The following is a 25,927-nucleotide window of genomic DNA, read 5'->3' as shown; positions in this document are numbered from 1 at the left end:
GACTTCTTCGCGTCTAAAAATGAAAAGGAGTATCGCAAAACTACTTTTCAAGGTAGTTTTGCGACACCCCCTTTTTATTTAAAATGCATCTGTTACTTTTTTTCTTCTAGGTCCATTATCATCCTTTTCTTCACTTATACTTACCCTATTTGGTTCTTTATTTTTTGCCTTATGTTTATTTTTCTCCTTTGTCATATCATACACCCCTATTTAAACCCTTTGTTTTATGTTTTTCCATTTCATCCTCCTGAATTAATTCAGGCTTAGAAGGCTTTTTATTTTCTTTTTTTGTTGATTTCTTTGTTTCTCTATGGCTCATGATACTTCTCCTTTTTATCTTATTCCTACTTCATTATGAAGTGCCTTAGCACTTTCAGCTTTAGGATCATGTGATATATTTTTCTTTTTAAAATCTCCGTCTTCCTTTTTATTATTTTGAGTTTTACTAATATTGTTTTTTCCACTCATAATAAACTCCCCTTTCATATATTAGATTTTCCAATGTAATGTCTTTTATGTGTTTAAGTAATGTGAAAAAAGAGTGAAAAGACTATTTTTTAATCTATTTCCACGTATCCGATTTCCCGATAAATATCTCTAAGTGCTGCTTCCATTTCTTTTTCTTTAATTTCATATAAATTTGCAGTTCCGTTAACTATATCAGATGGGCTTAAATAATTGTTTGTCTCCTTAGTTTTTAAATTTTCTCGATCATACATAAGATTTATCTCCTTTGTAAGTGGAATAAGTTAATCATAGGATTTACAATAAATTTAAATTTATACTATAGCTTTTGTCTTAATCATGTTTGACCACTTGCTGCATCTATCCCCAAAATAGCCTAATATATTTTTCTCATCCTTTATTTCAGAAATCTCACAATTATTTGTGCAGCCTTCACATTCAAAGCTTCTTGAGCTAACTTCCTTATCTGCTAATCCAAGTCCTCTAAACAAACTGTATTTTTTCTTTGAAACTGCTTCACTTGCTAGTATAGCTGCCCCAATGGCTCCCATCATGTTATGGTGCTTAGGAACAATTACTTCCATTCCAAGCTCCTTTTCAAAAGCAGCTTTTATGCCTATATTTGCAGCTACACCGCCCTGAAAGATAACTTTGCTTTGTATAGTTTTACCCTTTGCAACATTATTTAAATAATTTCTAACTAGGGCTTTACAGAGCCCTGCAATAATATCTGTCTCTTTATATCCAAGCTGCTGCTTATGTATCATATCAGATTCAGCAAAAACAGCACATCTGCCAGCAATTCTAACAGGATTTTCTGACAGCATTGCATAATTACCGAACTTTTCTATAGGTATTTCCAGTCTCTCTGCCTGTCTATCTATAAAGGATCCGGTTCCTGCTGCACAAACTGTATTCATTGAGAAATCAGTAACAATACCATTATTAATTAATATTATCTTTGAATCCTGACCTCCAATTTCAATAATGGTTTTTACGGCGCAATCATACTCAAGTGCTGCTATGGCATGTGTTGTTATTTCATTTTTAACAATATCTGCTCCAATAATTGCTGCACAGATATGCCTTCCGCTTCCAGTTGCTCCCGCAGCAGCAATTTCTTCATTCTCAAATTCTGCTTTTAAAATTTTTAAGCCTTCTTTAATAATTTTAATTGGGTTGCCTTTGGTTTTTAAATATAACTCTTTCTTTACACAATAATTCTCATCAATTAAGACAAAGTCTGTGCTTACAGATCCTAGATCAATTCCTAGAAAATACATTTTCCCTTCTCCTCTCAAGTAAGTCAATAAAAGCTTCCAATCTAGTGATATATCCTGCTTCTCCTGTCATTTCATCAATAACCAAGGACATAATAGGAAAGTTTTCCTTTTGAGAAATTGCAGGTAATATAGATTTTGAAACTATTTCAGGCATACAACCTAAGGGCATTACTTGAATAGCCCCATCAAAGCCTTCTCTTTTTGCCAGCATAGCTTCTCCAATACACTCCTGTGCATAGCCTCCAATTCCAAGCTTAAGATAATCTCTTCCTGCATTTTTAATAGCTAAAGAATCCAATTTTAAAGGTGATAATAAAGTATCTTTAACCCACCAGCTAGGTGATAATTTTCGTTTACTGCATATACCGTATTCCATAAGTTTATCTTCAATATACATATTTGCAAAAGGCTCTATTATGGTATAGATTTCCCCTATAATTGCAATTTTCAAAGGCTCTTTGCTTTTATCAATCTCAATATTATTAAGCTTTTCAAAGTATTCCTTAATGATACCTTTCATATCCTCTGCTTTTGGACAGTTAATTAATTTGTTTTTCAGCTCTTTTAATAATTCTCTGCAGTCACCTCTATTTTTCTCAAATCCTGCCATATAATGTAGGTCTGCTTCAAACTTATCCATTAAGCTGTTAATTTTTATTGCATTAATCACCGCGGCGGTTCTATTAACAAAATTCTTTTTACTTGCCCCTTTTATTTTATTTAATCTACATAAAAGCTCATTAACACCAATATCCGAGGGCTGATCTAAGACAATGAAATCTAAGTTATAACCTAATTTATTCAGTAAATTCATTTGCAGCTCGCAGTATTCTCCAAATCTGCATGGGCCACAGCTGCCTGTGAGCAGTACAGTATCAGCACCTAATTTTATACTTTCAATATAATTTCCTATCATAAGCTTAAAAGGTAGACATATTTCTTCAGGTGAATATGATGATCCTATCTCAAGAGATCTACAGCTATTTAAAGGAGGCATTATGTAGTCTATTCCAAGGTCAGAAAATAATGCCTTAGCTGCAATATTAACATTACCTAGATGAGGAAAGGTAATTTTCATTAAATTTCCTCCTTTCTAACATATCCATAAAGGCTTCCAATCGTGTATCAACCCCCGCCTCTCCTGTATGTTCATCTAATTTTATTGTTAAAAGCGGAAAATTTCCTATTTTATTTTTTATGAGCTCAAGAACTATAGAATCAATACCGCAAGCAAAAGATGATATATAAATTAATCCATCAACTACTTTATTTCTTGAAAGATATAAAGAGCTTCCAAAGGAGTTTTTAGCAAAAGTCCAAAAAGGCCTTTTAAACAGGTACTTAACTTCCCTTTCAATAAATTCCTTATCAATGTTATCTTCAGTAATAACTGAAGCTCCTAGTTTATTTAGCTTATTCACCACATTCATGTTTACAAAAATATCATAAATATTATAAGGATGCCCTATAAGCCCTATTTTATATTTGTAAATATCTTTATTTTCTTCAACCAAAACATTTTTAAGCTGTAGAACTGAAGCTAGAGCTTTATTTATTCTGTTTTTGTCCCTAGTAATAGCACTTGCAGCTTCCTTTGCAGCCCTTAGCAAATGCTTCTTATCATAGGCATAAATGGTACTTGTTATTAATGGCGGAAGGTCATTTATATTATTTTTAATCATTTCTGGCAGTCCACAGAATTTGGGACATATGTATTCTTTTTTATTAAGCTGCATGATTCTTGGAACAAAAATCATATCGCATTTATCTTTCAAATATGCTGTATGACCATGAAAAACCTTTATTGGAATACAAGCTTCATCTACGCAGTACTTAGCTCCTTCGTTAAATATTTCTCTATTTGTATTTTTAGAAGTAATAACATTTACTCCAAGTTCCTTAAAAAATACTTCAAAATACGGGTAATACTTATAGTTCATAAGCCCCTGAGGAATACCGATAATCATTAGTTATACCTCCATTTTAATTAACTATACAATTATTAACTATATCCTAAATCTATAAGATTATACTTTTTTTAGAATAGCGCTATAGTTTTTCAGTAATATTAAATAATAATTATTCATATGTTAATTAGAGAATAAGATTAAAGGTGATATTTTGAAGAAAAAATTTTTAATTTTATCTGCAGCAATAATAACTTCAATTTTCTTTTTCGGCTGCAGTGCTAAGTTTGGAAATGTTGTTATTAATAACTTTACTTTAACAATAAAGAAACCTAATACGTACTATTACACAAATCTTATTGCAAAATTACTAATAAAAGACTCAAATATAGAAGCAAAGGTATTAGATACAAATTTTTATAAAGAAAAGGAACTTTCCAAAGATGATCTTGATACAATTAAAAATTTTACAAAAGGGTTAAAGTCATATAATTTTATTGATAAGCCAAAGAACCTTCCTGAAAAGCCAGTCTATAAGCTTTTTTTAAATTTTGACAAAGAAAAGTATGTCATTAATGTTTACAATGAAAAATACTTGACAATATACCCATGGGATGGCTCATTTCCTATGGACTACATAGATATGACAGGCACTCAGAATTTATATAACCTTTTTGGTCTATGTCAATATTTAATACCAAGACAATAAAAATAATGGCATCCATATGAGTTATTTCTAAAAAAGTAATAACTCATATGGATGCCATTTTACATTTTTAATTTTCATCTATGAAAATGATTTATATAGTTATATAATGTAATTTATAATTACTAAAGATACCCATTACATACATATAATTTCTTCAAAAGGAGGATTACATGAATAATTTAGTATTTGAAAAATTGTATAGTAAACTAAATAGAAAATTATTAAGCTTAAATTGGCTAAATAAGCTAAACATCCCCTTTAATATGGTAAATGACGGCTTGAAAGCTGATAGTTTTAAAAATAATCTTAAAGATCTAATTTTCGAAAGGGATTATAGCTGCAAAAGAGTTCTGTATTTATGTAATGAAATAATTGATAATTTGGTACCTTTTAGTAAACCTGATAACTGGCTTGATTATTTATATCAATACACCTTAGCTAAATCTTTTCCTGAAGCAGTCATCATTAAAATTGATACTGCTTATAATTCTGCCTGTGAATTTTACCTAAGAGTACTTAGGATAATAGCAGAAGTTCAAAAAACCTCGCAAGATGGCACATGGCAAAGCTTGTATCCAATGGACTTTCTTACTTTAGAAGAAGAAAATTCGCTGGAATATCCTGAAGAATATAGAAAGTTCTTAAAGGCTTTTAAACATAATTATACTTATGAAATGATGAAACTAAATGAAGAAGTTTTTGGTTTTAATACCCTTGATCATATTTGCGGTGTACATTTTCTTGCTTTATTTATAGCAAGGCAGTTGAAGGAAGCCGGTATACCTATAGACCTGGGACGAGTTTCAGGGGCTGCTGCAGGCCATGATATTGGGAAATATGGTTGTAAAGGCTCAGAATTAAAAAGGGTTCCATACCTGCATTATTACTATTCTGACCTTTGGTTTAAACGATATGGAATAAACTATATTAGAAATATTGCTATTAATCATTCTACTTGGGATTTAGAACTTGAAAATCTGCCAATTGAATCCTTAATACTCATCTATTCTGATTTCAGAGTTAAGAATAAAAGATTCCTGGAAAACGAAAAAATGTGTATTTTCACTTTGGATGAATCCTTTAATGTAATATTAAAAAAGCTTGATAATGTAGATGAAGTTAAGGAGAAAAGGTATAGAAAGGTATATAATAAGCTTAAAGATTTTGAAGAATATATGCAGGACTTGGGAATTAGCACGGAAATAACTAATAAGAAATGGCTAATCACGGAATCAAATCAAAATTATTCTCTCCTGCAGGGTGAAAAAATAATCCAAAGCTTAAAAAACCTAGCTATAAATCACAATATAAATTTAATGTATCAGTTAAGAGATGAATATTCCTTAGAGCACATCTTAGAAATGGCTAGAAGTGAAAAAGATTGGAAAAATCTTAGAGAATATTTGCGTATATTTCAGGAATACTCTACCTACTTAACTCAAAATCAAAAATTGCAGACTCTTAAGTTTCTACTTGAAAATCTAATTCACCCTGAAGACGACATAAGAAGACATTGTGCAGAATTAATAGGAACACTTATTTCAATTTTCGATGAGGATTACAGAAAGGAAATCCCAGAAAATGTGAAGCTGGAATCACCAGCTATTACAAGCTATGAACTTCTTAAGGAATATATTGAAAACCTGCTTTCTCCTGGTGGAAAGGTTATATTTGCACATAGATTTTTAATGGGCTACAGCATAAGCATAATTGTTAGTTCCTTGTTTAGAAACTGTAAAAAGGATACTTTACTACAATATAGAATAGTGCTTATAAAATTTTATGAGAACATACAAAACAGAAATTCAGATGAGCTTTTATTTCTTCTTGAAACCATTAAAGAAATACCTTTAGAGCCCTTTGAAACAAATCTAAAACCTATTTTTGATTTTGTTTTAGCAATGCTCAATAAACATAGTATTTCCTTAAGAATCAGCTCATTGGAGGCCTTGTACAAGATACTTCCATTAATTCCACACAGTAGTTCAATTATTCAGGAAGTAAAAAATTATTTTTCATTAAAGTATAGAAAAAGCAATATCCCCTCTGAAAACTATTATAAATACAAAATCACTCAATACTTAAACTTAGAAGATATGAGTGAAGTATTTCAGGTATTTTGTAAAAGTGATGAAAAGAAAATCCCAGATATGTTCTTAAGCAATTTAAAAACGGCAACAGATTGGGTTAGAAAGAAGAGCCAAATATTATTGCTTGAGGAATATACAATTGAAAATATTCAAGCTAATGGACTTCATTCAGCTATACATTTTTGCAATCTATTAAAAGTGAGTGCAGTGGAAAGTGTACGCAATTCTGCAGGTGAAGCAATCTTACAGCTAATGCCAAGCCTATCTTTAGCAGAAAGAAACGAAGTCGCTGTTGAACTACTAAGAGCGTTAGAAATTGAAGGTAACAAGTTCACCGAATACATACCTTATTATATTGGCAGAATAATTCTATTTCTGCAGCCTGTAGAACTTAATGAGATAATAGAGGATTTACAGGCTAAAATAAAAAGCTCAAGTACAAATGTTAAATCACTTGTATTAAAAACAATTGGAGTTGCCTTATCCCATTATTCATCCTACAGCTTAAGATTTACTGAAAGCCATGAAGCCTCTGAAAAAAGATTGGTATTCATGCTGGGAATTATATTGAATGCACTAGGAGACTATGATACAAAGGTTCAACAAACTTCTTTAAGCGTTATTGGTAAGGATATTTTTGGAACAGAACTCTTAGACTTTAAAGAAAAGGAACATATTTTTAAGCTTATTGGTAAAAAAATAATTACCTTAATTACTGATAATAAAAATGAAGAACTTTTATTTTTAGCAAATTCCGCTGCCTTAAATAATATATATAGGTTTTTATCAGATTATATCTTCTTATTTGGAGCTTTAAAAATTCCTATACCAGAAAGGGTTGCTTTTTTCCCAGGCACTTTTGATCCATTTTCCTTAAGCCACAAAGAAATTGCAAAAGATATTAGAGATCTTGGGTTTGAAGTATATTTATCAGTTGACGAATTTTCCTGGTCGAAGAAAACTCTGCCAAATATGTTACGTCGTAATATTTTAAGTATGTCAATTGCAGATGAATTAAATATTTATCTATATCCTCATAATTTGTCCACTAATATAGCTAATGTCTTAGATCTTTGTGATTTGAAAAAAAACTTCATTAACTCTGAGCTTTACATAGCAGTTGGAAGTGATGTTTTACTTAACGCCTCCTCCTACAAGGTTGATGTTGGCAATGATACTATCCATAGCTTTAATCACATAATTTTTGAAAGAAATAGAAGCAAAAGATTAGAAGAAGCTGTAAAAAATATTAGAGGTAAAATTGTTTGGCTTACCTTACCTCAAAAGTATTCTGATATTAGTTCAACTCAAATAAGAAATTACATTGATGACAATAGGGATATTTCAAGCCTTATTGATCCACTAGCACAGCAATTTATTTATGACAATGGTTTTTATCAAAAGGAACCATTAGAAAAATCCTCAGTAGCATCTCTAAGATATAAAGTAGAAATACTTGAAAGCTTTAATAAGGAATTAGAAGCAAAAATAAATGATTTAGTGACTATTACAAATATTGATAGAGAGTCACTTATTAACATAATTTCTGAAGCTCTGCAAAAGCCCTCAGGTAGAATTGTTCTATTGACAGATACTTTAGAGGAGTTTCAAATTATTGGTTTTTCCCTTTTTCACTGGGTACGTTCAAGCGCCCTTTATGATGAATTAAGAGATACAAGAATGTGTCAATATATAAGAGATAATAGCCTTGGCAGAATGATTTTGATTCACTGCCTTGAGGTAAAAAATACTGATAAATTCAAGGGTCTTGAACAAATACTTATAACTGAAACCTTGGCTTTCTGTTTATCTAGGGATTATCAGTTTGCAATATTTAAGAATATTTTATCCAATAATGCCTCATCCTCAATGTATGATACACTTAAACTCCAGGGTTTTATAGAAATTAGTACAGAGGATTCCTTAAATCCAACCTATGTTGTAGATATGAGTACACCTTGTGTATTAAATTTAGATACAGAAAATTTACTTAAGGAACCATTTAGAAGCAATACTAAAATAAAAGCTGCTATAGCTTCTTCAAGGAGAAAGCTTCAAATAGCGTTAAATAAGCTTTATCCTGGTGAATTAATGCTAAGCTTTGACAGTAACATGCTTCATCAATCAATGATTAGAAAGATATGTGATGAAAATCTAGTGCCTACTGAAGCTTGCGAGCCCCCTATATTAGGTTCTGCAATGTGCGTACCCTATGGAGATATTTTGGAAAGGTACATTATACCTAATACAGTTACTAAAGCACTTCATACTGAAAAATTATTTAATGCCGATATGAAAGATTTTAGCATAGGGCCTTTTCCCTACTATTTAGATTTAGAGTCACAAGTCAAAATGATAAAATCTTTTAAAAGGCCAGTAATTTTAGTTGATAATATATTACATAAAGGATACAGAATGAAAGCCTTAGATCCTCTGCTTAAAAAGGAAGGTATTTACGTTAAGAAAATCTTGTGCGGAATATTATCCGGACGTGGCAAAGATTTAATGGATATGCAAAAAAGAGAAGTAGATAGTGTATATTTTGTTCCTAGACTTAAAGTTTGGTTTAATGAAAATTCTCTATATCCCTTTATAGGCGGTGATGCCCTATGGAGAGGAAGTTTTCCTGAAAGGAACCTTTTACCCTCTATAAACTTAATATTGCCCTATACCTCCCCTACTTTCATAAAAAATGCTCCTATGGAGGCCATATATAATCTTTCTAAGGTATGTTTAGAAAATTCCTTAGATATATTAAATTCCTTAGAAAGTGAATATCATTTCATACATGAAAGAAACTTAAGCCTTTTAAATATGGGGCAGGTTTTTACTGTACCAAGGTGCCCTGATAAAGGTAGAAATATGGACTATGATTTAAATCTAAGTCCTTCGCTTTATTTAAAAAATGACCTAGAACTTTTGTTTAGATTTCAACATATATTTAGTGGTTTAAAATGAGAGGAGAGTTCTTATGATATTTTATAAAATCAATGGTAAAATAGTACTTTCTAAAATAGCCGGACTTGGCTATGAAATATTAACTGAAGAAGAAGCTAAGAATTCAATTGGTACTATTTATTCAATAACAAACATGTCCCCATCTAAAAGTAGAAAAAGTTTTGCAGTAACTCACCCTTCCTTACTTTTTTTAGAAAGTGAAGGGCTTGAATTATTAAAAAAGCCAGAAAATCATATTGAAAATATCCCTTTATGGCTGCAAGAAAAAATTAATAAAAGAGAAGTAAAATGTGTTAATACAGCTTTTCCTGACTGGGAAAGCTGCCTTACAGATTACATTCCAAAAAAGTGGACTATAAATATAGTCGGCTTGGGAGATGTTGGTGGAAACTTAGCTGCTGGTCTTAGGCTTACTGCCTCAGAAAAGGTAAATAAAATAGGCATATTTGATTCTGATAACAGCAAAATTAAACGCTGGCACTATGAAGCAGGTCAAATTTATTCACCCTCTTTAGATTGCAATTTTCCTGAAATAATCCCTATAGAGAAAAGTAATTTATTTGATTGTGATATGTTTGTCTTTTGTGTATCTGTTGGAGTACCTGAAGTCGGGAAAGAGCCAGAAGATGTTAGAATTGCTCAATTTGAAGGCAACGCAGAAATACTTAAATATTATTCAAAGCTTGCTCGTGAAAAAAATTATAAAGGTCTATTTATTGTAATGTCAGACCCAGTTGATCTACTTTGCAATATTGCCTTTAACTCAAGCAATTCTGATTCAGAAGGAAATATGGATTATAGGGGGCTGGCACCTGAACAGATAAGGGGTTATGGGCTAGGTGTTATGCATGGAAGAGCGGCTTATTTTGCTGAAGCAAATGGAGCTATTCAATATAAAACTGAAGGACGATGTTTTGGTCCCCATGGTGAAGGAGTTGTAGTGGCAGATAGTATTAAAAACTATAATAAAGAATTATCTGAGTATCTGACTGATAGGACTAAAAATGCAAATTTAGATGTTAGAACCTTTGGCTTTAAGCCATACATAGCTCCTGCATTTTCCTCCGGTGTACTATCGTTTATTGAGACCTTTCATTGCAGCTGGAACTATAGTGCTACTTCAATAGGAGGTGTGTTTATTGGTTCCTTAAATAGATTACTGCCATCAGGAGTTGAACTTGAAACTAATGAATTCCCTAAGGAACTATATTCTAAATTAGAAGATACCTATGATTATTTAAGTAACTGGTATAAAGAGCCAATCTTTCATATGTAATTACTTTTATTACTTTTTATTAAATAATGTATTAATAAAATAAAAGCTGCTGGAACTTACTTCCAGCAGCTTTTATAAATTATGCTTCTTTTAAAAATGCGAAGTATGCTCTTTCTGTTTCATAAATATCAGCTTTACTTGCAACTTCCCAAGGTGCATGCATGTTTTGAAGTGCAACACCGCAGTCTATTACCTGCATGTTATATTCAGCTAGAATATATGCAATTGTTCCTCCGCCTCCTTGGTCAACTTTTCCAAGTTCAGCAGTTTGCCAGCTAACACCATGTTTCTCCATTATTGCACGAAGTTCAGCGATATACTCTGGATTTGCATCATTACAGCCAGACTTACCTCTTGCTCCTGTATATTTATTAAACACAATTCCTTTTCCTAAGTAAGCGGCATTCTTCTTTTCCATAACAGAAGGATAGTTAGGATCAAAGGCAGCACTTACATCTGAAGATAACATTTTTGAATTTGTAAGGGTTCTTCTAAGCTTGAGTTCACTATAATCTCCTGCAAGCTCCATAACTTCAGCAAGTACATTTTCAAAAAACTTAGATTGCATTCCAGTTGCCCCAACACTACCTATTTCCTCTTTGTCTACAAGTAGGGCTACACAAGTTTTATCTGGGTTTTCCATATCTAATAGAGCTTCAAAAGAAGTAAAGGAACATACCCTATCATCATGACCATAAGCTAACACCATACTTCTGTCTAGGCCGTAATCTCTTGCCTTTCCAGCTGGTACTATTTCTAGTTCTGCTGAAACAAAGTCTTCTTCATCAATTCCATATTTATCATTTAATATTTTAAGAACATTTAGCTTAACTCTTTCCTTTGAATCTTTATCCATATCAGGGATACTTCCAACAAGGACATTTAAATCCTCGCCTTCAACACCTTTATCAAGCTTCTTTTGCATCTGCTCCCCTGAAAGATGTACAAGCAAATCTGATATTCCTATTACAGGATCATTGTCCTCTTCGCCAATAACAACATCAATTACTGTACCGTCTTTTTTTACAACTACTCCATGAATTGCTAAAGGAATAGTAACCCATTGATATTTCTTTATTCCACCATAATAGTGAGTCTCAAACATTGCTAAGTCAGTATCTTCATATAATGGATTTTGCTTTAAATCAAGTCTTGGAGAATCTACATGGGCACCAAGTATCTTAAGTCCCTTTTCAAAAGGTTCTGTACCAATAACAAAGAGTGCTAATGTTTTATTCATGTTATTTGCATAAACTTTATCCCCACTCTTAAGTACTGTTTTCTCCTTGATAAGTGTTTCTAAATTTCTAAAGCCTGACTTTTCGGCTAAAGATATAAATTCTTTAACACATTCTCTTTCAGTTTTGCAATTAGACATGAAGTCCTTATATCTATTGCTTAATAAAAAAACTTTTTCTAATTCTTCTTTTGAATATTTTTCCCAAGCATATTCATATTTTTTACTTAAACTTTTATTAACTTCTTCCATAACTAATACCCCCTAAAAATATAATAATTAACATTTTTATTCTATCAAATTATAAACAAAAATACAAATCACAGCCATTTCTTTTTCTTAAATAGTAATAATAATCCTAAAGATATGAGCACCATAGCAAAGCTAATAATGTAATAACCATTTTCATGTTCAACAAATGGGATATTTTTAAAATTCATTCCATACATGCTAGTTATAAGATTAAGTGGCAGGAATATACTGGCAACTATAGAGAAAACCTTCATTATCTCATTTGTCTTATTGGATATTTCAGATTCAAAGGCTTCTCTTACTAAGGCTAAATCTTGAACTAGGCCCTCAAGAGACAGCATTAGCTTTTCAATCTTCAAACTTAAATTTTTAAAATAGACTATATCTTCTTTTTCAATAATATTGTTTTCATTACTAACAAGACTATCCCCAATATATCTTAATGGATTTAAATATTTTCTGATTTTATATACCTGCCTTCTAAGATGAATTAATTTATGTATCTGCTCTTGCCTTGGACTTTTAAGTATACTTATTTCTATTTTGTCGGCATAAGCCTCTAAGGATGATATCACATCATAATTTCTTAATATAATTCTATCTAATATGTAATATAGAATTATGGAGGTTCTATTTTTTTCTTTTAAAATAAAAGAATTCTTATTTTCACGTATGTCGTCAACTAAGCTCTGCAAAATATTTAACTCATCTTTGTATACAGTAATAATATAATCTTTACTTAAAAAAATATTTAACTCCTTTGATACTACCTCTATGTCCTTATACTGGAGGATATTAAAAACAATGAAGGTATATCCGGAAAAAAAACTTAACTTTGGAAACTGCTCAATGTTTACACACTCATTTAAACTCTCTTCTTCTAAAACAAACATATTCTTTATTTTATACAATTCATCAGACTTAAGAAGTATCCAATAATGTCCATCTTTAATATTAATGTCCTGCTTAACTACCTTAAAATTATTTATGATATCTAAAATAATCATAAACTCACCAACTTGTATAAAATCAGTTTTACTTAATTATGTATAACAATATTCATATATACATCATTTTCAGTCATTGGTACCCCATCCATTAATTGGGAGTCATAGGCTAAACCCATTTTTATACTGCTAACCTCGGAAGCTTTTAAAAATCTATCATAATAACCTGCACCATAACCTATTCTTCCACCATTTTTATCAAAGGCAAGACCAGGTATCAAAAACAGATCAATATCCTTTGCATCAATTTCATTATCAAAACTAACTGGTTCCAATATCCCAATTTTATTCTTTACTAAATCACCTAGAGCTTCAATTTTAATTGCCTTCATTCCTAGGCTTTTATTTATTATCTTTGGTACAGAAACAATCTTATTATTCTCTAAGGCATGCTTTATTATACATAGTGTATCTACTTCTGATCCAAAGCTTATATAGGTCATTATAGTCTTAGCTTCATTATAATTCTTGTTCATAATAATTTGGCTAAAAATATTACTATCCTTGTCTGCCTTATTTTCTATTGTCATGGAATCTCTTATAATTTTCATGTACTCTCTTAATTCTTTCTTATCCATATATATTACCCTAATCCTATTCTACTATTTATGGTATCTACTGGAGAAATACTTGTATTAAGGCTGTACCTATAATTAGCCGCCGCAGCTTCTATAATTACAGCTAAGTTCCTTCCAGGTCTTATTGGTAAGGTCATTTTTTTTATTGGTACGTTCAAGATTTCGATATAATTTTGTTCTATTCCCAGCCTGTCGTAATCCTCTTCGTCCTTCCACTGCTCTAAATATATAACCATGTGAATAGTTTTTTCATTAAGCACTGAACTTAGCCCATACAAAGCTGGAACATCAATAATACCCATACCTCTTACTTCCATCATTCCAGATGTTATAAAAGGTGCTTTCCCTTTAAGGATGCCATCTATTTCTTTTATATCCACAGCATCATCTGCAACTAATCTATGTCCTCTTTTTATTAATTCCAGTGCAGTTTCACTTTTTCCTATTCCACTTTCTCCTGTAATTAAAATACCAATTCCGTAAACATCAACTAAAACCCCATGCATTCTTGTTTCTGGAGCTAATTTATCATCTAGGTAATTAGTTAACTTACTTATGAATCGGGTTGTAATGCTATTTGTCCTAAGAACCCATCTCCCATTTTCCTTTGCTGAAGCTATGAGCTCCTCATGAGGCTCTAAACCCCTGCTTATAATAATACATGGCGTTTCAAACTGAAAAAATTTCTTAAGTCTCTTTCTTCTAAGTTCTGGCTGCATGGCATCTAAAAAACTCCATTCTGCCATACCAATTATTTGAACTCTTTCATTAGCAAAATAGTTATAGAAACCAGAAAATTGAAGGCCTGGTCTATTCATATCACTGTAGGTTATTTCTCTATTAGCCTTACCTTGTATTATTATTTCTAATTTTAGGTCTTCTATAAGGCTTTCAATAGTGACAGCCATTTAAATTCACTTCCTCTTACACCTTAAATTTAATTCTTCTTTTTAATTGTGTCTAACTGCGCCCTGAAATTTCTTTTAACATTATCTAAATATTTTTGTCTTAAGTCTTTTTGTTCAACTTTTTCCTCTTCAGTTAGTCCCGACTCTTTACTTTTTTTATATAAAAAGTTAATTCTATTTACAAGTTCTTGAGCGTTCATATTTAATCCTCTTTCTATTATTTTTGTTATATTAATTCTACAATAAATATTAAATTAATCAAGGAAAAAGTGATTACAGCTTTTTAAGATTGTGGAGGGATGATATTTCTAATTTTACAAGGAAGTTTAGTGTAAAGATTTACTTTTCATTGAAAAACAAAAGGTTTTGCCATAAGGCAAAACCTTCTAATTATTAGTCTTCCGTTTGAAAACCATAAAATCTGCAATAAATTATTCTTAATTATTTACTAGAAGCAATAGCTTTTTCAACTAGAGTCTTGAATCTAGCAGACATTTCTGTTGCGCCAGTTACAGTATCAACCTTTTGATTATCAAGATATGTTTTAGTTAATTTATCTTGAGCTTCAACAGCAGAAACCTTAGTTTGAGACTTCATTTGAGAATTGTAATTAGCGTCATCTCTCTTTTTCTTTCCATCCTTAGTTACTTCATCAAATGTAACGTTTGTAAGTTTGCCATCTTTATAAGTAACAGATACTACACCTTTATATCCATGTGAATCAGCTGTATCTTCAGCTGTATAAGTACCATCTTTAGGCCCATTTGTTGTTGCTGGTGTTGTTGTAGCAGGTTTTGTATCAGCTGGTGTTGTTGTTGCTGGTTTTGTATCAGCTGGTGCTGGAGCTGCTGGCTTTGAGCAACCTACAAAAGCAGTAACTGTAAGTGCAGCTATCATTACTAATGTTATAATTTTCTTCATAATATTCAATTCCCCCCGAATATATTTTGTTTTCGTTAATATCTTAACACCATATTTTAGCATTGTCAATATAATATCAGAAGATTTAGTTTTTACACATTTGATAATTATACAATAAATTTCATTAATTTCTTTGATAATTTCTAAATTTACTTTCTTTTACAGGTAGACATTTTGAAGTTTTTAATTTAAAATATATATATAATCATATAATATGTTATAAAATAAAACAAAAATTTGTCAAACTGGGAGGCCAAAAATGGGTAATGTTAAAAAAATAGTTATCTTGGGGACAGGATATGCTGGGGTTCATGCAGCAAAATTGCTACATAAGAAATTTAAAAAGGATGATGCCGTAGAGATAACTCTAATAGGTAAGAATCCTTATCATACACTTATGACAGAGCTTCATGAAGTTGCTGGTGGAAGAGTTGAACAAGATAGTGTTCAAATTAATTTACAAAGGATCTTTAGTGGTAAAAAAGTTAACGTTGTTCTAGATGAAATTACAAAGATAGATTTTAACAAAAAGACTTTATCTTCTGAGTTAAAATCTTATGATTATGACTATTTAATTCTTGGTGCTGGAAGTGAACCAGCTTTCTTTGGTGTTCCTGGTGTTAAAGAAAATAGCTTCACCATTTGGTCACTTGATGATGCCTTAAAAATTAGAGAACATATTGAAAATATGTTTAGAAAAGCTTCAAAGGAAAGAAACCCTGAGATAAGAAGAAAGATGCTTACCTTCGTTGTTGCAGGTGCTGGTTTCACCGGTGTAGAAACTTTAGGTGAACTTATTGAATGGAAGGGAAAGCTTGCAAGAAACTATTACATTGATGAAAAAGAAGTTAAACTAATTTTAGTTGAAGCTCTAGATAAAATACTTCCAATTTTAAATGATAATCTTATTGCAAAATCAGAAAGATATTTACAAAAGAAGGGTGTACAGATTTTAAAAAGTTCCCCTATTACTAATGTAGATAAAGAAGTTACTACATTAAAAGATGGAACAAAAATTGAAACAAACACTTTAATCTGGACCTGTGGTGTACAAGCAAGTAAATTTGCTGCAAATTTAGGGCTAACTACTTCCAGAGCTGGAAGGATCCAAACTAATGAATTTATGCAGTCTGTTGATTACAGCGATGTTTACGTAATTGGTGATAATTCATATATTGAAGAAAACGGAAAGGGTCTTCCTCAAATTGTTGAGACTGCTATACAAACAGCAGAGACTGCCGTAGACAATATTGCAGCAGAATTATCACATAAGGAAAAGAAAGGTCATAAGACTAATTATCATGGATTGATGGTTTCAATTGGCAGCAGATATGCAGTAGCTAGTCTTCTAGGTGTTTCTTTATCCGGCTTCTTAGCTATGCTGATGAAACACTTTGTAAATTTACACTATTTATTTGGTGTTGCTGGATTCAATGCATGTTGGTCTTACATTGAACATGAGTTCTTTGATATTAAGGAAAGACGTTCTATATTTGGCGGTCATGCTTCTGCAAAATCACATAGCTTTTGGCTTGCAATTTTAAGAGTATATGTTGGAGTAATGTGGACTCTTGAAGCAATTAATAAAATTAATACAGGTTGGCTATCTCAGTTAAAGATTCCTCTATTTATGCCTGATGCTACTGCTTCAGCATCAGCTGCTGGTGAAGGTGTTCAAGCAGCTGCAGCTACTGTAACTCCTATACTTAGTTCACCACCACACTTTTTTGTTAGCTTTATGCACTTGTTAAGACCAGTTGGTTTTCAGTTCCAAGTGATAATTGTATTCACAGAATTAGCTTTTGGTTTAGCTTTAATAGCAGGACTGTTTACTTTTATAGCAAGCGCAGGTTCAATTTTCTTATGCCTTAACTTTATAATATCTGGTATGGCTGGATATGATATATTATGGTATATATTTGCTTGCTTTGCTTTAATAGGCGGAGGCGGAAGAGCTCTAGGATTAGATTATTACGTTATGCCATTCCTTAAAAAATGGTGGAACAATACTAAATTTGCTAGAAAGTCTTACCTCTATATTGAACATGCTGCAACTAAGAATTAATATAAAAATGTCTTTTTAAAGCGAGGAATAACAATGAAATTAAAGCCTTTAGACTTCGTAGTTATAATTGTTTTAGTAATAATAACCATTGGTTCCTCTGGGTTTGCTATTTATAATTCTCAAAAGAATTATAATAATAAATATGTAGAAATTGAAGTTAAAGGGAAGCTTTATAAAAAGCTTCCCTTAGATAATAGCAAAAAGGAACAAATTAAAGTTGAAACTAATTTAGGTGAGAATGTAATAGAAATTGATAATGGCAAAGTTAGAATAATTGATGCTGATTGCAAAGACAAAATTTGCATAAAGGATGGTGCAATTAATAAACCTGGTTCTGTATTGGTTTGCTTACCTCATAAGTTAGTTGTTCAAATAAAGGGTGAAAATACAGAATCCGATACTTTATCCTTTTAAGGGAGGTTTCAATGAGAAAATCGCAGAAAATTACTTTTATCTCCTTACTTGTTGCTCAGGCACTTGTTCTTTATGTAATAGAAGGTATGCTTCCTATTCCCTTTATAGCACCCGGTGCGAAATTAGGCTTATCTAACATAATAACTACTGTATGCTTATACATCTTTTCTTTAAAGGATGCATTTATAGTTATGATGCTAAGAATAATTCTATCTACTCTATTTGGTGGTTCTATTTCAAGTTTTTTATACAGCATATCTGGTGGAATATTAAGCTTACTAGCGATGTATGTTATTAAGAGATTAGGTAAAAATTATATAAGTATTATTGGAGTTAGTATTACTGGTGCATTCTTTCATAATTTAGGCCAAATTATTGCCGCTGCTCTCATTATTAATAATATAAATATTATAGTATATTTACCTGTGCTAGCTGTTGCTGGTATTGGGACTGGTTTTTTTGTTGGTATTACTTCAAGATTTCTAATGAAATATATAAACAAACTACCTTTTTACACAAGTATAAGAAACAATAAATATTTTAAGGGTGATTAAATGAACAACTTTTGGAATAAATTTGAACTACTTAACACTGATTTAATAGAAGTAGTAAGAATTATGAAAATGAACGTAAGAAATAATAATAAATTAATTGAAAATGCCCTTTTGGACTTAATTGATTCAGGCGGAAAACTTTTAAGGCCAGGTTTTGTATTGCTATCTGGAAGCTTTGGTAATTACGATTCAAAAAAGCTATGTAATTTGGCAGCTGTAATCGAGATGCTTCATATGGCTACATTAGTACATGATGATATAATTGATGATGCAAAAACAAGAAGAAACAAGGAAACAATACAGTCAAAATACGGAAAAGATTATGCGGTTTTCATGGGTGATATTTTATTTAGTCGTTGTTTTATGATGCTTACGGATAATACTTCTATGGATAATATGAAATTGCTTTCTAATGCAATTTTTGATATATGTACAGGTGAAATCGAACAATTTTCCTCCCGTTATTCAAAGGAGATAAGTGTTAAAAAGTATTTAAAAAGAATAGCTGCAAAAACAGCTGCCTTATTTTCAATGAGTTTTTATATCGGTGCTTTTGAAGGAAATTGTTCAAATGAGCTGGTAAATACTCTAGGCGACATAGGTTATGATATTGGAATGGCCTTTCAAATTATTGACGATATTCTAGATTACACAAGTGAAGATAATCAACTAGGGAAACCCACTGGAAATGATTTAAAAGAAGGTGTATATACCCTACCCCTAATATATGCTCTAAAAAAAGATAAAGAGACACTTTTACCATTACTCTTAAAAGACAACTATACAGATGAGGATATTGATTCATTAATACGTCTATCATTAGATTTAGGCGGAGTAGATAAAGCAAAATCCTTAGCAAAGCGTTATACAGATAGAGCCTTTAAAAAGATAAGCACTTTACCTGAATGTGATAGCAAAAACTTCCTTACTAGTTTCTGTGAAGATCTACTTTTTAGAAAATACTAATTTAAAAAATAAAACCACAAGTTTAGAACTTGTGGTTTTAATTTACTTTAGTAATGGTCCCAAAGTGCCGTATAGCTTATTTGTTCATACCCGCACATTAGCAGGTGGGTTCTGCTCATCTGCATTCTGCCTTCTTCTAAATATACAAGTATGGATAAACCATACAAGGAAGCATGACATAGAACAAATCTGTTGCAAATCCCTATGAATTACTGTGGTTGAACGTTATAAGCCTTGCGTACATCTCAGGATTTAGTATATTATTATTATATCATGTTTCTGCTTTTTTTCAACTGTAATATATTAGTTTTAGTAAAATTATAATTCTAAATCTTCCAAAATATCTTCAATTTCTTTAAGCTTCTCTTTCTCAGAAAAGGCAGCAATAAATTCACTTGAGCTGTATTCTTCCTCATCCATTTCATAGGAAACAAATTGAGAATCGATATTCAGTTTATCCATAATATCTTCAATAATTTCTCCAATGTTGTCCACAGCTAAATCATTTAGATAAGGTAGGAAAAATTCCTCATACCACTCATCTCCATTTTCCTCGTCTTCACTTTCATCATTGGAGTAAGCCTTAGCAGCTTCTATCTCATCCTCATCAAATTCATAAAAAAACCTTAACACTATGGTTTTATCATTATAAGGTATTTCTTCAATTGAGCTTAGATTATTTTCACTTAAGATTTTAATTATTTTATCTTTATCCAAAGTTTTCACATCCCTTTAAAATTATTTATCATTATAAAGTATTCTTTTGTATTCCTTATTAACCTTTAAGAATTCTTCGTCATTATCAACTATATTATAGACCTCTTTACCATCTTCACTGTCTACTCTAAATACATAGGCATCATCTTCTTCTGCGGCTTCTACAGGCGCTAGTATCAAATACTTTTTATTTTCTAAGTAAATTTCAGCTACGGCTTCAAAATCAACCTTATTTCCTTCCTCATTAAGAAAAGACATAATCATTTTATCTTCCAATTATTACACCCCTTTTGTTACAATTTAACTTATTTCATAAGCTCAAGAAATTTTTCTATATAATCATCCGCTTTTTTATAGTCTTCCTCGAAAGCAACAAACTTAAACATAAGTCCGCCCTCCACAACTTTAAATTTCAAACTTTTTAGTCGATCAGAGAGCATTTTAACCCCTTCCCCGCTCCAGCCATAGGATCCAAAAGCTGCTGCAGCCTTTCCTTTATTTGTTATTGGGCAAACAACAGATAAAATATCCCACACTGGTTTTAAAGCGTCTTGGTTAATTGTGGGGGAACCTAAAAGTATACCTGAAGATTTTTCAATAAGGCTAGCTGCTTCATCTATACTCATTGAAGTTATTTCGTGTGCTGAAGCTTTATAACCTCTAAGTGTAAGCTGAGTTTCTATGTATTTTGCCATTTTCTCTGTATTGCCATATGCTGATACATAAAATATTTCAATTCTTTTATCCTCAGGCATTTCATGCTCTGCCCATTTCCCATAAGTATTTAAATATTTATCTATATCATGGTTATGTATAGGGCCGTGGCTAGGAGCTACAAGGCTTATTTTTAAACCTTCTATTTTATCTAACGCCGTTAGAACAAATTTTTTAAAGGGTCCCATTATCACATCAAAATAATATTTCATTTCATTAAAATATTCTTCAGATGAATCCTCATAAAGATTGGATATAGGACAGTAATGACAACCAAGAAAGTCACAAGTAAACAAAACTTCCTGCTTTTCTGCATAGGTAAAGATTGTATCAGGCCAATGTAGATTTGGAGCTGCAATGAATTTTAAGGTTGTATTTCCAAGGTTTAAGTCCTCTTTTATATCCCTGGACTTAAAATCTAAATTTGTTATTTGCCTGCTGTTATTAATAGCCGCAATTGACCCTACAACTACTGCCTCAGGATAATCCCTTAATAATCTTGAAAGAGACCCGCTGTGATCCAGTTCTGTATGTTGAACAATTATATAATCAATTTTTCTTTCCCCTATAATATTCTTTATATTGTTTAAAAATTCTTCATAATAACCATCCTTAACAGTATCTATTAATGCAATTTTTTCATCTAAAATTAAATAGGAATTATATGAAGTGCCTTTTTTTGTTTCCATAATTACATCAAATACTCTTAGTTCAGGGTTTTTAACACCAACATAAAATATATTATCTTTTAAATTAATACTTTCCATAATATCAAGTTATCCTCCCTAGTCTATACAATTTTCTCCCTTTGTTATTCTAACATAATATGTATTTTTTTTAAATAAAATTTAAAAGATTTCTAACTTATTCTAATAAGCTAGAAATCTTACCGCTAAAAAACACATACTGAAAATGAAGTGCTCTTGTTAATACAACATATAAAAGCTTTTTGTCTAATTCACTTTCACTATAATTAGCATCATTACAATTAAAAACCACACTGCAGTCGAATTCTAGGCCTTTTGTCATATAGGAAGGTATAATAATTCTATTTAAGCTAAGGTTTTTATCCGTATCTTTTACTAATTCCCATTTATAATTATTACTCTTTTTCATTATCTCTTTTATGAGCTTACACTCTTCATAGGTCCTTCCTATAATAGCAATACTTTTCCTTCCCGCTGCCTCTACTTCTTCTACTACTTTATCCATTAAGAGTCCAAACTCATTTTTTGTTTTAAATTCAATAGTTTTAGGAGGCATCCCATGTCTTAATACAGGCATAGCAGGCTTTAAGCTGTTAGCTTGCTTTTTTAAAATCTTATTTGCAAATTCGATTATTTCTACTGTAGACCTATAACTCTGAGTAAGAGGGGTATATTTGGCATCCCCATCAAAAACATCTCTAATCACCTTTTGCCAGTCTTCTATACCTTTATAATAGTAAATTCCTTGTCCAATGTCCCCTACTAAGGTTAAGGAATTATTACCAGTTAGATTTTTCAAAATATATATTTGAAGCATGCTGTAATCCTGTGCTTCATCTACTACCAAATGCTGGAACTTGAATTTTTCAGATATTCCTTCAATTTTAAACTTAAGGTACAGCATTGCAGCTAGATCATCACTATCAATTATTCCATTATCAATATTATTACTTAATTCTTCAGTAATGTAACTTAGAAATTTAACTGGAATTTTATCTTCCACAACTTCATTAAGAATTTCATTATTATTAAATAAAGCTTGATATAACTTGCTTGTATCTATCTCTCTCCAATTATTAAAGTATTCCTCAAAGCATTCTTTTGCCTTTTTCTTTATATATTCCTTTTTATTATCCCTTTCATCATAAAGCTCTACAAGCCTTTGTCTTCTTAAGCTGCCATCTTCCATCACTCTTTTTGTTCTAGCAAGTAAATATTCGTAAGAAAAATCTACTTTGTCTAATACTTCATTTATTTTTCCATTAAGTTTTAATAAAAAATATCTTTTAATTTCATCTTTTCTCTTGTTGATGGGTAAATTCACCATATCCTTAGCATATAATCTTTTAATTTCTTTACTATCAAATAATACATAGTCTTCTACTATAATATCATGGACTTCTATATCTCTTTTTTCTATGTACCTTATGTACCTGTCCAAAATTGTCTTAAAGGACAAGGAGCCTTTTAACTTACTGCTATTAGTACAATATTTAATTTTTTCTTTTTCTGTTGCTTCAAGAACCATAGATAACTTTTTGTCTTTGCTATAGACCTTACCTTTAATATCTAAAAGCTCCACCGCTAGTTCTTCAAAGGTCTTTTGTTTAACCATGTCCACACCTAAGTTTGGAAGTACTTCTGAGATGTAATCCAAAAACAGTTTATTTGGCGCAATAACCAAAATATCATTTCCGGAAAGCTTATCCTTGTATTTATAAAGCAGATAAGCAAGTCTATGCAGAGCAACGGTTGTTTTTCCAGAACCAGCTGAACCTTGAACAATTAATGCTCCATTTTTATCAGCTCTGATAATCTCATTTTGTTCCTTTTGAATAGTTGCAACCACTTCCTTAAGCTTACTGCTTATACTTTCTTCTAAGCTAATTTTAAGAAACTCGTCAATTAAAGCTGTACCCTGTTCTTCATTTGAATTGAGTATTATCTCATTAATTCCTTCGTCAAAGGCATCTACTAAATTGCCATTTTTAATTAAAAATTTTCTCTTTAAAGAAAGTTCACCATTAATTACTCCAATAGGTGCTTTGTAATAAGCCTCTCCTTGAGTGCCGCTGTAATATAAATCTGCTATAGGAGCTCTCCAGTCAATTACTACTTCGTCTCCGGTCTTACTATCTCCTAATCCAAATTTGCCAATATAAAAGCTTTCCTTTTCTTTTCTAAATTCTCTAAAATCAACCCTGGAAAAGAAAGGCTGCACTTCAGCTTCGCTGTAATTTTTAAGATTCTTATGAGTTATCTCATAAAGTCTTTGCGTTGTTTCTAGCTCTTCACTGTATTTCCCCTTTGCTTGTTTTTTCATTTTAGCAATTTTATCTTTAAGGATATCATCATTTGATTCTATAATATTTACTTCAGCCTTTAACCATGCTTTAACATCATTTAATTTATTTATTTCTTGAAGAAGTTCTTTAGGTTCTATACTCATATAATCACCCCATATTCCTGCACGTAAAATAATATTTTATATTTAATACAAATATTTGTCAATATCTATTATTGTATCACTATTAAACTCATATAATTTAATGAATCTTAAAATATTTAGCATATGTAATATTTGCTTTGGAGGGATTAAATGAACATATTAATTACTGGTACGGATGGTAACATAGGCAGTTATCTTATTAAAAGCCTATGTAAAAATCATAGGATATTTGCTTTAAATAAAAATGATTTAGATGTAACAGATAAAAATATGTGTATAGAAAAGATAAAAAATTTAAAACCACATATAGTACTGCATACTGCCGCACTATCAAATGTAGATTTATGCGAAAGAGACGAAACCTCAGCTTACAGTATTAATACTATTGGGAGCTTAAACGTAGCATATCCCTGCAGTTTATTAGATATACCTATTATTTATTTTTCTTGCAGTAATGTATACGATGGGAATAAGTTAGGCCCATACTATGAAACAGATTTATGTTCACCTATAAATGTTTATGGTAAAACCAAGTTAGCTGGAGAAAAACTTATTCGAACAATCTGTTCTAAATACTTTATTCTAAGAACCTCTTGGATTTATGGAACCAAAGATTGTTTTGTGAAAAATGTTATAGAAAATAAAGAAGTGCCTTTATTTATGTGCTCAAGCGAAATATCTTCCCCCACCTATATTGACGATTTAACTAAAGTTATAGAAAAAATAATGAGCACTGATAGGTATGGAATTTATAACTGTACTAATGCAGGTGCAATTAAAAAATCAATATGGGTTAAAACAATACTTAATAGTTTAAATATAAAAAAGGACGTAATAGAAATACCTGAAAATTTTATTTCGAATAGAGCTCCAAGGCCGAAATGCACCATCCTTAATATGTCCTTGCTAAAGAATTGTTTTGAAATAGAAATGCCTGCATGGGAAGCTTCTCTAAAGAAATACTTAGAATTATAGTAAGATGCATAATAAATAAAATATGTTACATGAGCTACAATTCTATGCTCCTGTAACATATTTTTTATATATTTTCGCTAAAGTTCATTCTGCTAAAGTTATTTTTAGAACTACTTGAAGTCCTTTAAAGTAAATTGGAATAATAATTACCCATGCTGTTAATAATGCCGCATAGATCAACTTTCTTATATCTTTCATATAAAACCCTCCATATACACCTTTATACAGAGTTATGTTTCATTTGTTAAGCAAAAATTTAATTTATTTAGTCTTCAAGTTTATACACCTTTCTTGCCCTATCAATATATAGTACTCCATCAAGATGATCTATTTCATGGCAAAAGGCCTTTGCGAGTAACCCCTCGGCATTATATTGAACCGTATTGCCGTTAATATCCATACCTTGTACGGTTACCTTCTTAGGTCTGATTAATGAACCCTCAAAACCTGGATAGCTTAAGCAGCCTTCTATACCTTCTTCCTTTCCTACCTTTGCAATAATTTTAGGATTTATTAATGCAATTGGATCCTTTCCTTCTCTTAAATCTATATAAATTACTCTTTTCAGCACTCCGATTTGAGGGGCAGCAAGCCCTATACCAGTGGTACTATAGAGTGTATCCTTTAAATCCTCTATTAGTTCAACAATTTCAGTATCTATAATATCAACTTTTCTGCTGACTCTTTTTAGCTTTTGATTTCCAAATCTAAGAATCTCTTTCACTGCCATTTATTTACCCCCGTATTTTTATAGGTATTTAAGCCTATTAACTAT

General features: G+C 31.2%; 25 protein-coding genes and 1 other RNA gene. 8 read left to right on the top strand and 18 right to left on the bottom strand.

Going from position 1 to position 25,927, the window contains the following annotated elements; all coding sequences use genetic code 11:
* Nucleotides 1-196 precede the first annotated feature (196 nt).
* From ACJDUG_RS12840 to ACJDUG_RS12815, 6 genes are all read right to left on the bottom strand, one after another.
* Entirely contained in the window at nucleotides 197-319 is a 123-nt protein-coding gene (locus ACJDUG_RS12840) for a hypothetical protein (RefSeq protein WP_406770280.1), read from the bottom strand.
* A gap of 14 nt (nucleotides 320-333) precedes the next feature.
* Nucleotides 334-468 carry a CPC_1213 family protein gene (locus ACJDUG_RS12835; protein ID WP_406770279.1) on the bottom strand — a complete coding sequence of 45 codons (135 nt, stop codon included), beginning with the start codon at nucleotides 466-468 and terminating at the stop codon, nucleotides 334-336.
* 89 nt (nucleotides 469-557) lie between these two features.
* On the bottom strand, nucleotides 558-719 hold the full coding sequence (locus ACJDUG_RS12830; RefSeq protein WP_406770278.1) for a hypothetical protein: 162 nt from the start codon (nucleotides 717-719) through the stop codon (nucleotides 558-560).
* A gap of 60 nt (nucleotides 720-779) precedes the next feature.
* A complete protein-coding gene (locus ACJDUG_RS12825; RefSeq protein ID WP_406770277.1) occupies nucleotides 780-1,748 on the bottom strand; it encodes an acyl-CoA dehydratase activase in 969 nt (322 codons plus the stop codon).
* On the bottom strand, nucleotides 1,729-2,826 hold the full coding sequence (locus ACJDUG_RS12820; protein WP_406770276.1) for a 2-hydroxyglutaryl-CoA dehydratase: 1,098 nt from the start codon (nucleotides 2,824-2,826) through the stop codon (nucleotides 1,729-1,731). The genes ACJDUG_RS12825 and ACJDUG_RS12820 overlap by 20 nt, the downstream gene beginning before the upstream one ends.
* Entirely contained in the window at nucleotides 2,798-3,715 is a 918-nt protein-coding gene (locus ACJDUG_RS12815) for an acyl-CoA dehydratase activase-related protein (protein ID WP_406770275.1), read from the bottom strand. Before ACJDUG_RS12815 ends, ACJDUG_RS12820 begins: the two co-directional genes overlap by 29 nt.
* 154 nt (nucleotides 3,716-3,869) lie before the next feature.
* Here ACJDUG_RS12815 and ACJDUG_RS12810 point away from each other — a divergent pair, with 154 nt between their 5' ends.
* The 3 genes from ACJDUG_RS12810 to ACJDUG_RS12800 all read left to right on the top strand — a co-directional run bounded on the left by ACJDUG_RS12810 (nucleotide 3,870) and on the right by ACJDUG_RS12800 (nucleotide 10,688).
* Nucleotides 3,870-4,364 carry a DUF4883 family protein gene (locus ACJDUG_RS12810; protein ID WP_406770274.1) on the top strand — a complete coding sequence of 165 codons (495 nt, stop codon included), beginning with the start codon at nucleotides 3,870-3,872 and terminating at the stop codon, nucleotides 4,362-4,364.
* A gap of 170 nt (nucleotides 4,365-4,534) precedes the next feature.
* Nucleotides 4,535-9,412 (top strand): nucleotidyl transferase family protein, encoded by a 4,878-nt coding sequence (locus ACJDUG_RS12805; RefSeq protein WP_406770273.1) that lies wholly within the window; start codon nucleotides 4,535-4,537, stop codon nucleotides 9,410-9,412.
* 13 nt (nucleotides 9,413-9,425) lie between these two features.
* Complete coding sequence (locus ACJDUG_RS12800; RefSeq protein ID WP_406770272.1) at nucleotides 9,426-10,688, top strand: Rossmann-fold NAD(P)-binding domain-containing protein; 1,263 nt, start codon at nucleotides 9,426-9,428, stop codon at nucleotides 10,686-10,688.
* A 79-nt stretch (nucleotides 10,689-10,767) separates the two neighbouring features.
* Here the strand turns inward: ACJDUG_RS12800 and ACJDUG_RS12795 are convergent, their stop codons facing one another.
* The 6 genes from ACJDUG_RS12795 to ACJDUG_RS12770 all read right to left on the bottom strand — a co-directional run bounded on the left by ACJDUG_RS12795 (nucleotide 10,768) and on the right by ACJDUG_RS12770 (nucleotide 15,591).
* Nucleotides 10,768-12,177 (bottom strand): aminopeptidase, encoded by a 1,410-nt coding sequence (locus tag ACJDUG_RS12795; RefSeq protein ID WP_406770271.1) that lies wholly within the window; start codon nucleotides 12,175-12,177, stop codon nucleotides 10,768-10,770.
* 68 nt (nucleotides 12,178-12,245) lie between these two features.
* Complete coding sequence (locus tag ACJDUG_RS12790) at nucleotides 12,246-13,184, bottom strand: magnesium transporter CorA family protein (protein ID WP_406770270.1); 939 nt, start codon at nucleotides 13,182-13,184, stop codon at nucleotides 12,246-12,248.
* 32 nt (nucleotides 13,185-13,216) lie between these two features.
* Nucleotides 13,217-13,762, bottom strand: a complete 546-nt coding sequence (locus ACJDUG_RS12785; RefSeq protein ID WP_406770269.1) for a 5-formyltetrahydrofolate cyclo-ligase — start codon at nucleotides 13,760-13,762, stop codon at nucleotides 13,217-13,219.
* Nucleotides 13,763-13,767: 5 nt separating this feature from the next.
* A complete protein-coding gene (gene hprK, locus ACJDUG_RS12780) occupies nucleotides 13,768-14,670 on the bottom strand; it encodes an HPr(Ser) kinase/phosphatase (protein ID WP_406770268.1) in 903 nt (300 codons plus the stop codon).
* Between the two features lie 29 nt (nucleotides 14,671-14,699).
* Nucleotides 14,700-14,870: a DUF896 domain-containing protein gene (locus ACJDUG_RS12775; protein ID WP_406770267.1), complete on the bottom strand. Its 171-nt coding sequence runs from the start codon at nucleotides 14,868-14,870 to the stop codon at nucleotides 14,700-14,702.
* A 241-nt stretch (nucleotides 14,871-15,111) separates the two neighbouring features.
* Nucleotides 15,112-15,591 (bottom strand): FMN-binding protein, encoded by a 480-nt coding sequence (locus tag ACJDUG_RS12770; RefSeq protein ID WP_406770266.1) that lies wholly within the window; start codon nucleotides 15,589-15,591, stop codon nucleotides 15,112-15,114.
* 259 nt (nucleotides 15,592-15,850) lie between these two features.
* Between ACJDUG_RS12770 and ACJDUG_RS12765 the strand changes: the two genes are divergently transcribed.
* From ACJDUG_RS12765 to ACJDUG_RS12750, 4 genes are read left to right on the top strand one after another with little or no spacing between them, the layout of a single operon-like run.
* Nucleotides 15,851-17,656, top strand: a complete 1,806-nt coding sequence (locus ACJDUG_RS12765) for an FAD-dependent oxidoreductase (RefSeq protein ID WP_406770265.1) — start codon at nucleotides 15,851-15,853, stop codon at nucleotides 17,654-17,656.
* A gap of 33 nt (nucleotides 17,657-17,689) precedes the next feature.
* The gene (locus ACJDUG_RS12760) at nucleotides 17,690-18,070 is read left to right on the top strand and encodes a NusG domain II-containing protein (RefSeq protein ID WP_406770264.1); all 381 of its coding nucleotides are present in this window, start codon (nucleotides 17,690-17,692) and stop codon (nucleotides 18,068-18,070) included.
* A gap of 11 nt (nucleotides 18,071-18,081) precedes the next feature.
* Nucleotides 18,082-18,624 carry a Gx transporter family protein gene (locus tag ACJDUG_RS12755; RefSeq protein ID WP_406770263.1) on the top strand — a complete coding sequence of 181 codons (543 nt, stop codon included), beginning with the start codon at nucleotides 18,082-18,084 and terminating at the stop codon, nucleotides 18,622-18,624.
* The gene (locus tag ACJDUG_RS12750) at nucleotides 18,625-19,590 is read left to right on the top strand and encodes a polyprenyl synthetase family protein (protein WP_406770262.1); all 966 of its coding nucleotides are present in this window, start codon (nucleotides 18,625-18,627) and stop codon (nucleotides 19,588-19,590) included. It abuts the gene before it with no gap.
* A gap of 52 nt (nucleotides 19,591-19,642) precedes the next feature.
* Here ACJDUG_RS12750 and ssrS read toward each other — a convergent pair.
* The 5 genes from ssrS to helD all read right to left on the bottom strand — a co-directional run bounded on the left by ssrS (nucleotide 19,643) and on the right by helD (nucleotide 24,177).
* Nucleotides 19,643-19,845, bottom strand: a non-coding RNA gene (gene ssrS / locus ACJDUG_RS12745) — 6S RNA.
* 63 nt (nucleotides 19,846-19,908) lie between these two features.
* Nucleotides 19,909-20,316: a hypothetical protein gene (locus tag ACJDUG_RS12740; RefSeq protein ID WP_406770261.1), complete on the bottom strand. Its 408-nt coding sequence runs from the start codon at nucleotides 20,314-20,316 to the stop codon at nucleotides 19,909-19,911.
* Nucleotides 20,317-20,328: 12 nt separating this feature from the next.
* Nucleotides 20,329-20,583 carry a DUF1292 domain-containing protein gene (locus tag ACJDUG_RS12735; protein ID WP_406770260.1) on the bottom strand — a complete coding sequence of 85 codons (255 nt, stop codon included), beginning with the start codon at nucleotides 20,581-20,583 and terminating at the stop codon, nucleotides 20,329-20,331.
* A gap of 29 nt (nucleotides 20,584-20,612) precedes the next feature.
* Nucleotides 20,613-21,788 (bottom strand): FprA family A-type flavoprotein, encoded by a 1,176-nt coding sequence (locus ACJDUG_RS12730; protein ID WP_406770259.1) that lies wholly within the window; start codon nucleotides 21,786-21,788, stop codon nucleotides 20,613-20,615.
* Nucleotides 21,789-21,885: 97 nt separating this feature from the next.
* Entirely contained in the window at nucleotides 21,886-24,177 is a 2,292-nt protein-coding gene (gene helD / locus ACJDUG_RS12725) for an RNA polymerase recycling motor HelD (RefSeq protein ID WP_406770258.1), read from the bottom strand.
* 150 nt (nucleotides 24,178-24,327) lie between these two features.
* Here helD and ACJDUG_RS12720 point away from each other — a divergent pair, with 150 nt between their 5' ends.
* On the top strand, nucleotides 24,328-25,152 hold the full coding sequence (locus tag ACJDUG_RS12720; RefSeq protein WP_406770257.1) for an SDR family oxidoreductase: 825 nt from the start codon (nucleotides 24,328-24,330) through the stop codon (nucleotides 25,150-25,152).
* Between the two features lie 265 nt (nucleotides 25,153-25,417).
* Here the strand turns inward: ACJDUG_RS12720 and def are convergent, their stop codons facing one another.
* Nucleotides 25,418-25,882, bottom strand: a complete 465-nt coding sequence (gene def / locus ACJDUG_RS12715; protein WP_406770256.1) for a peptide deformylase — start codon at nucleotides 25,880-25,882, stop codon at nucleotides 25,418-25,420.
* Between the last annotated feature and the right edge of the window lie 45 nt (nucleotides 25,883-25,927).

Source organism: Candidatus Clostridium stratigraminis (assembly GCF_045310675.1).
Classification (GTDB): Bacteria; Bacillota; Clostridia; order Clostridiales; family Clostridiaceae; genus Clostridium_AT; species Clostridium_AT stratigraminis.
This window is presented reverse-complemented; position numbering and strand designations above follow the sequence as displayed.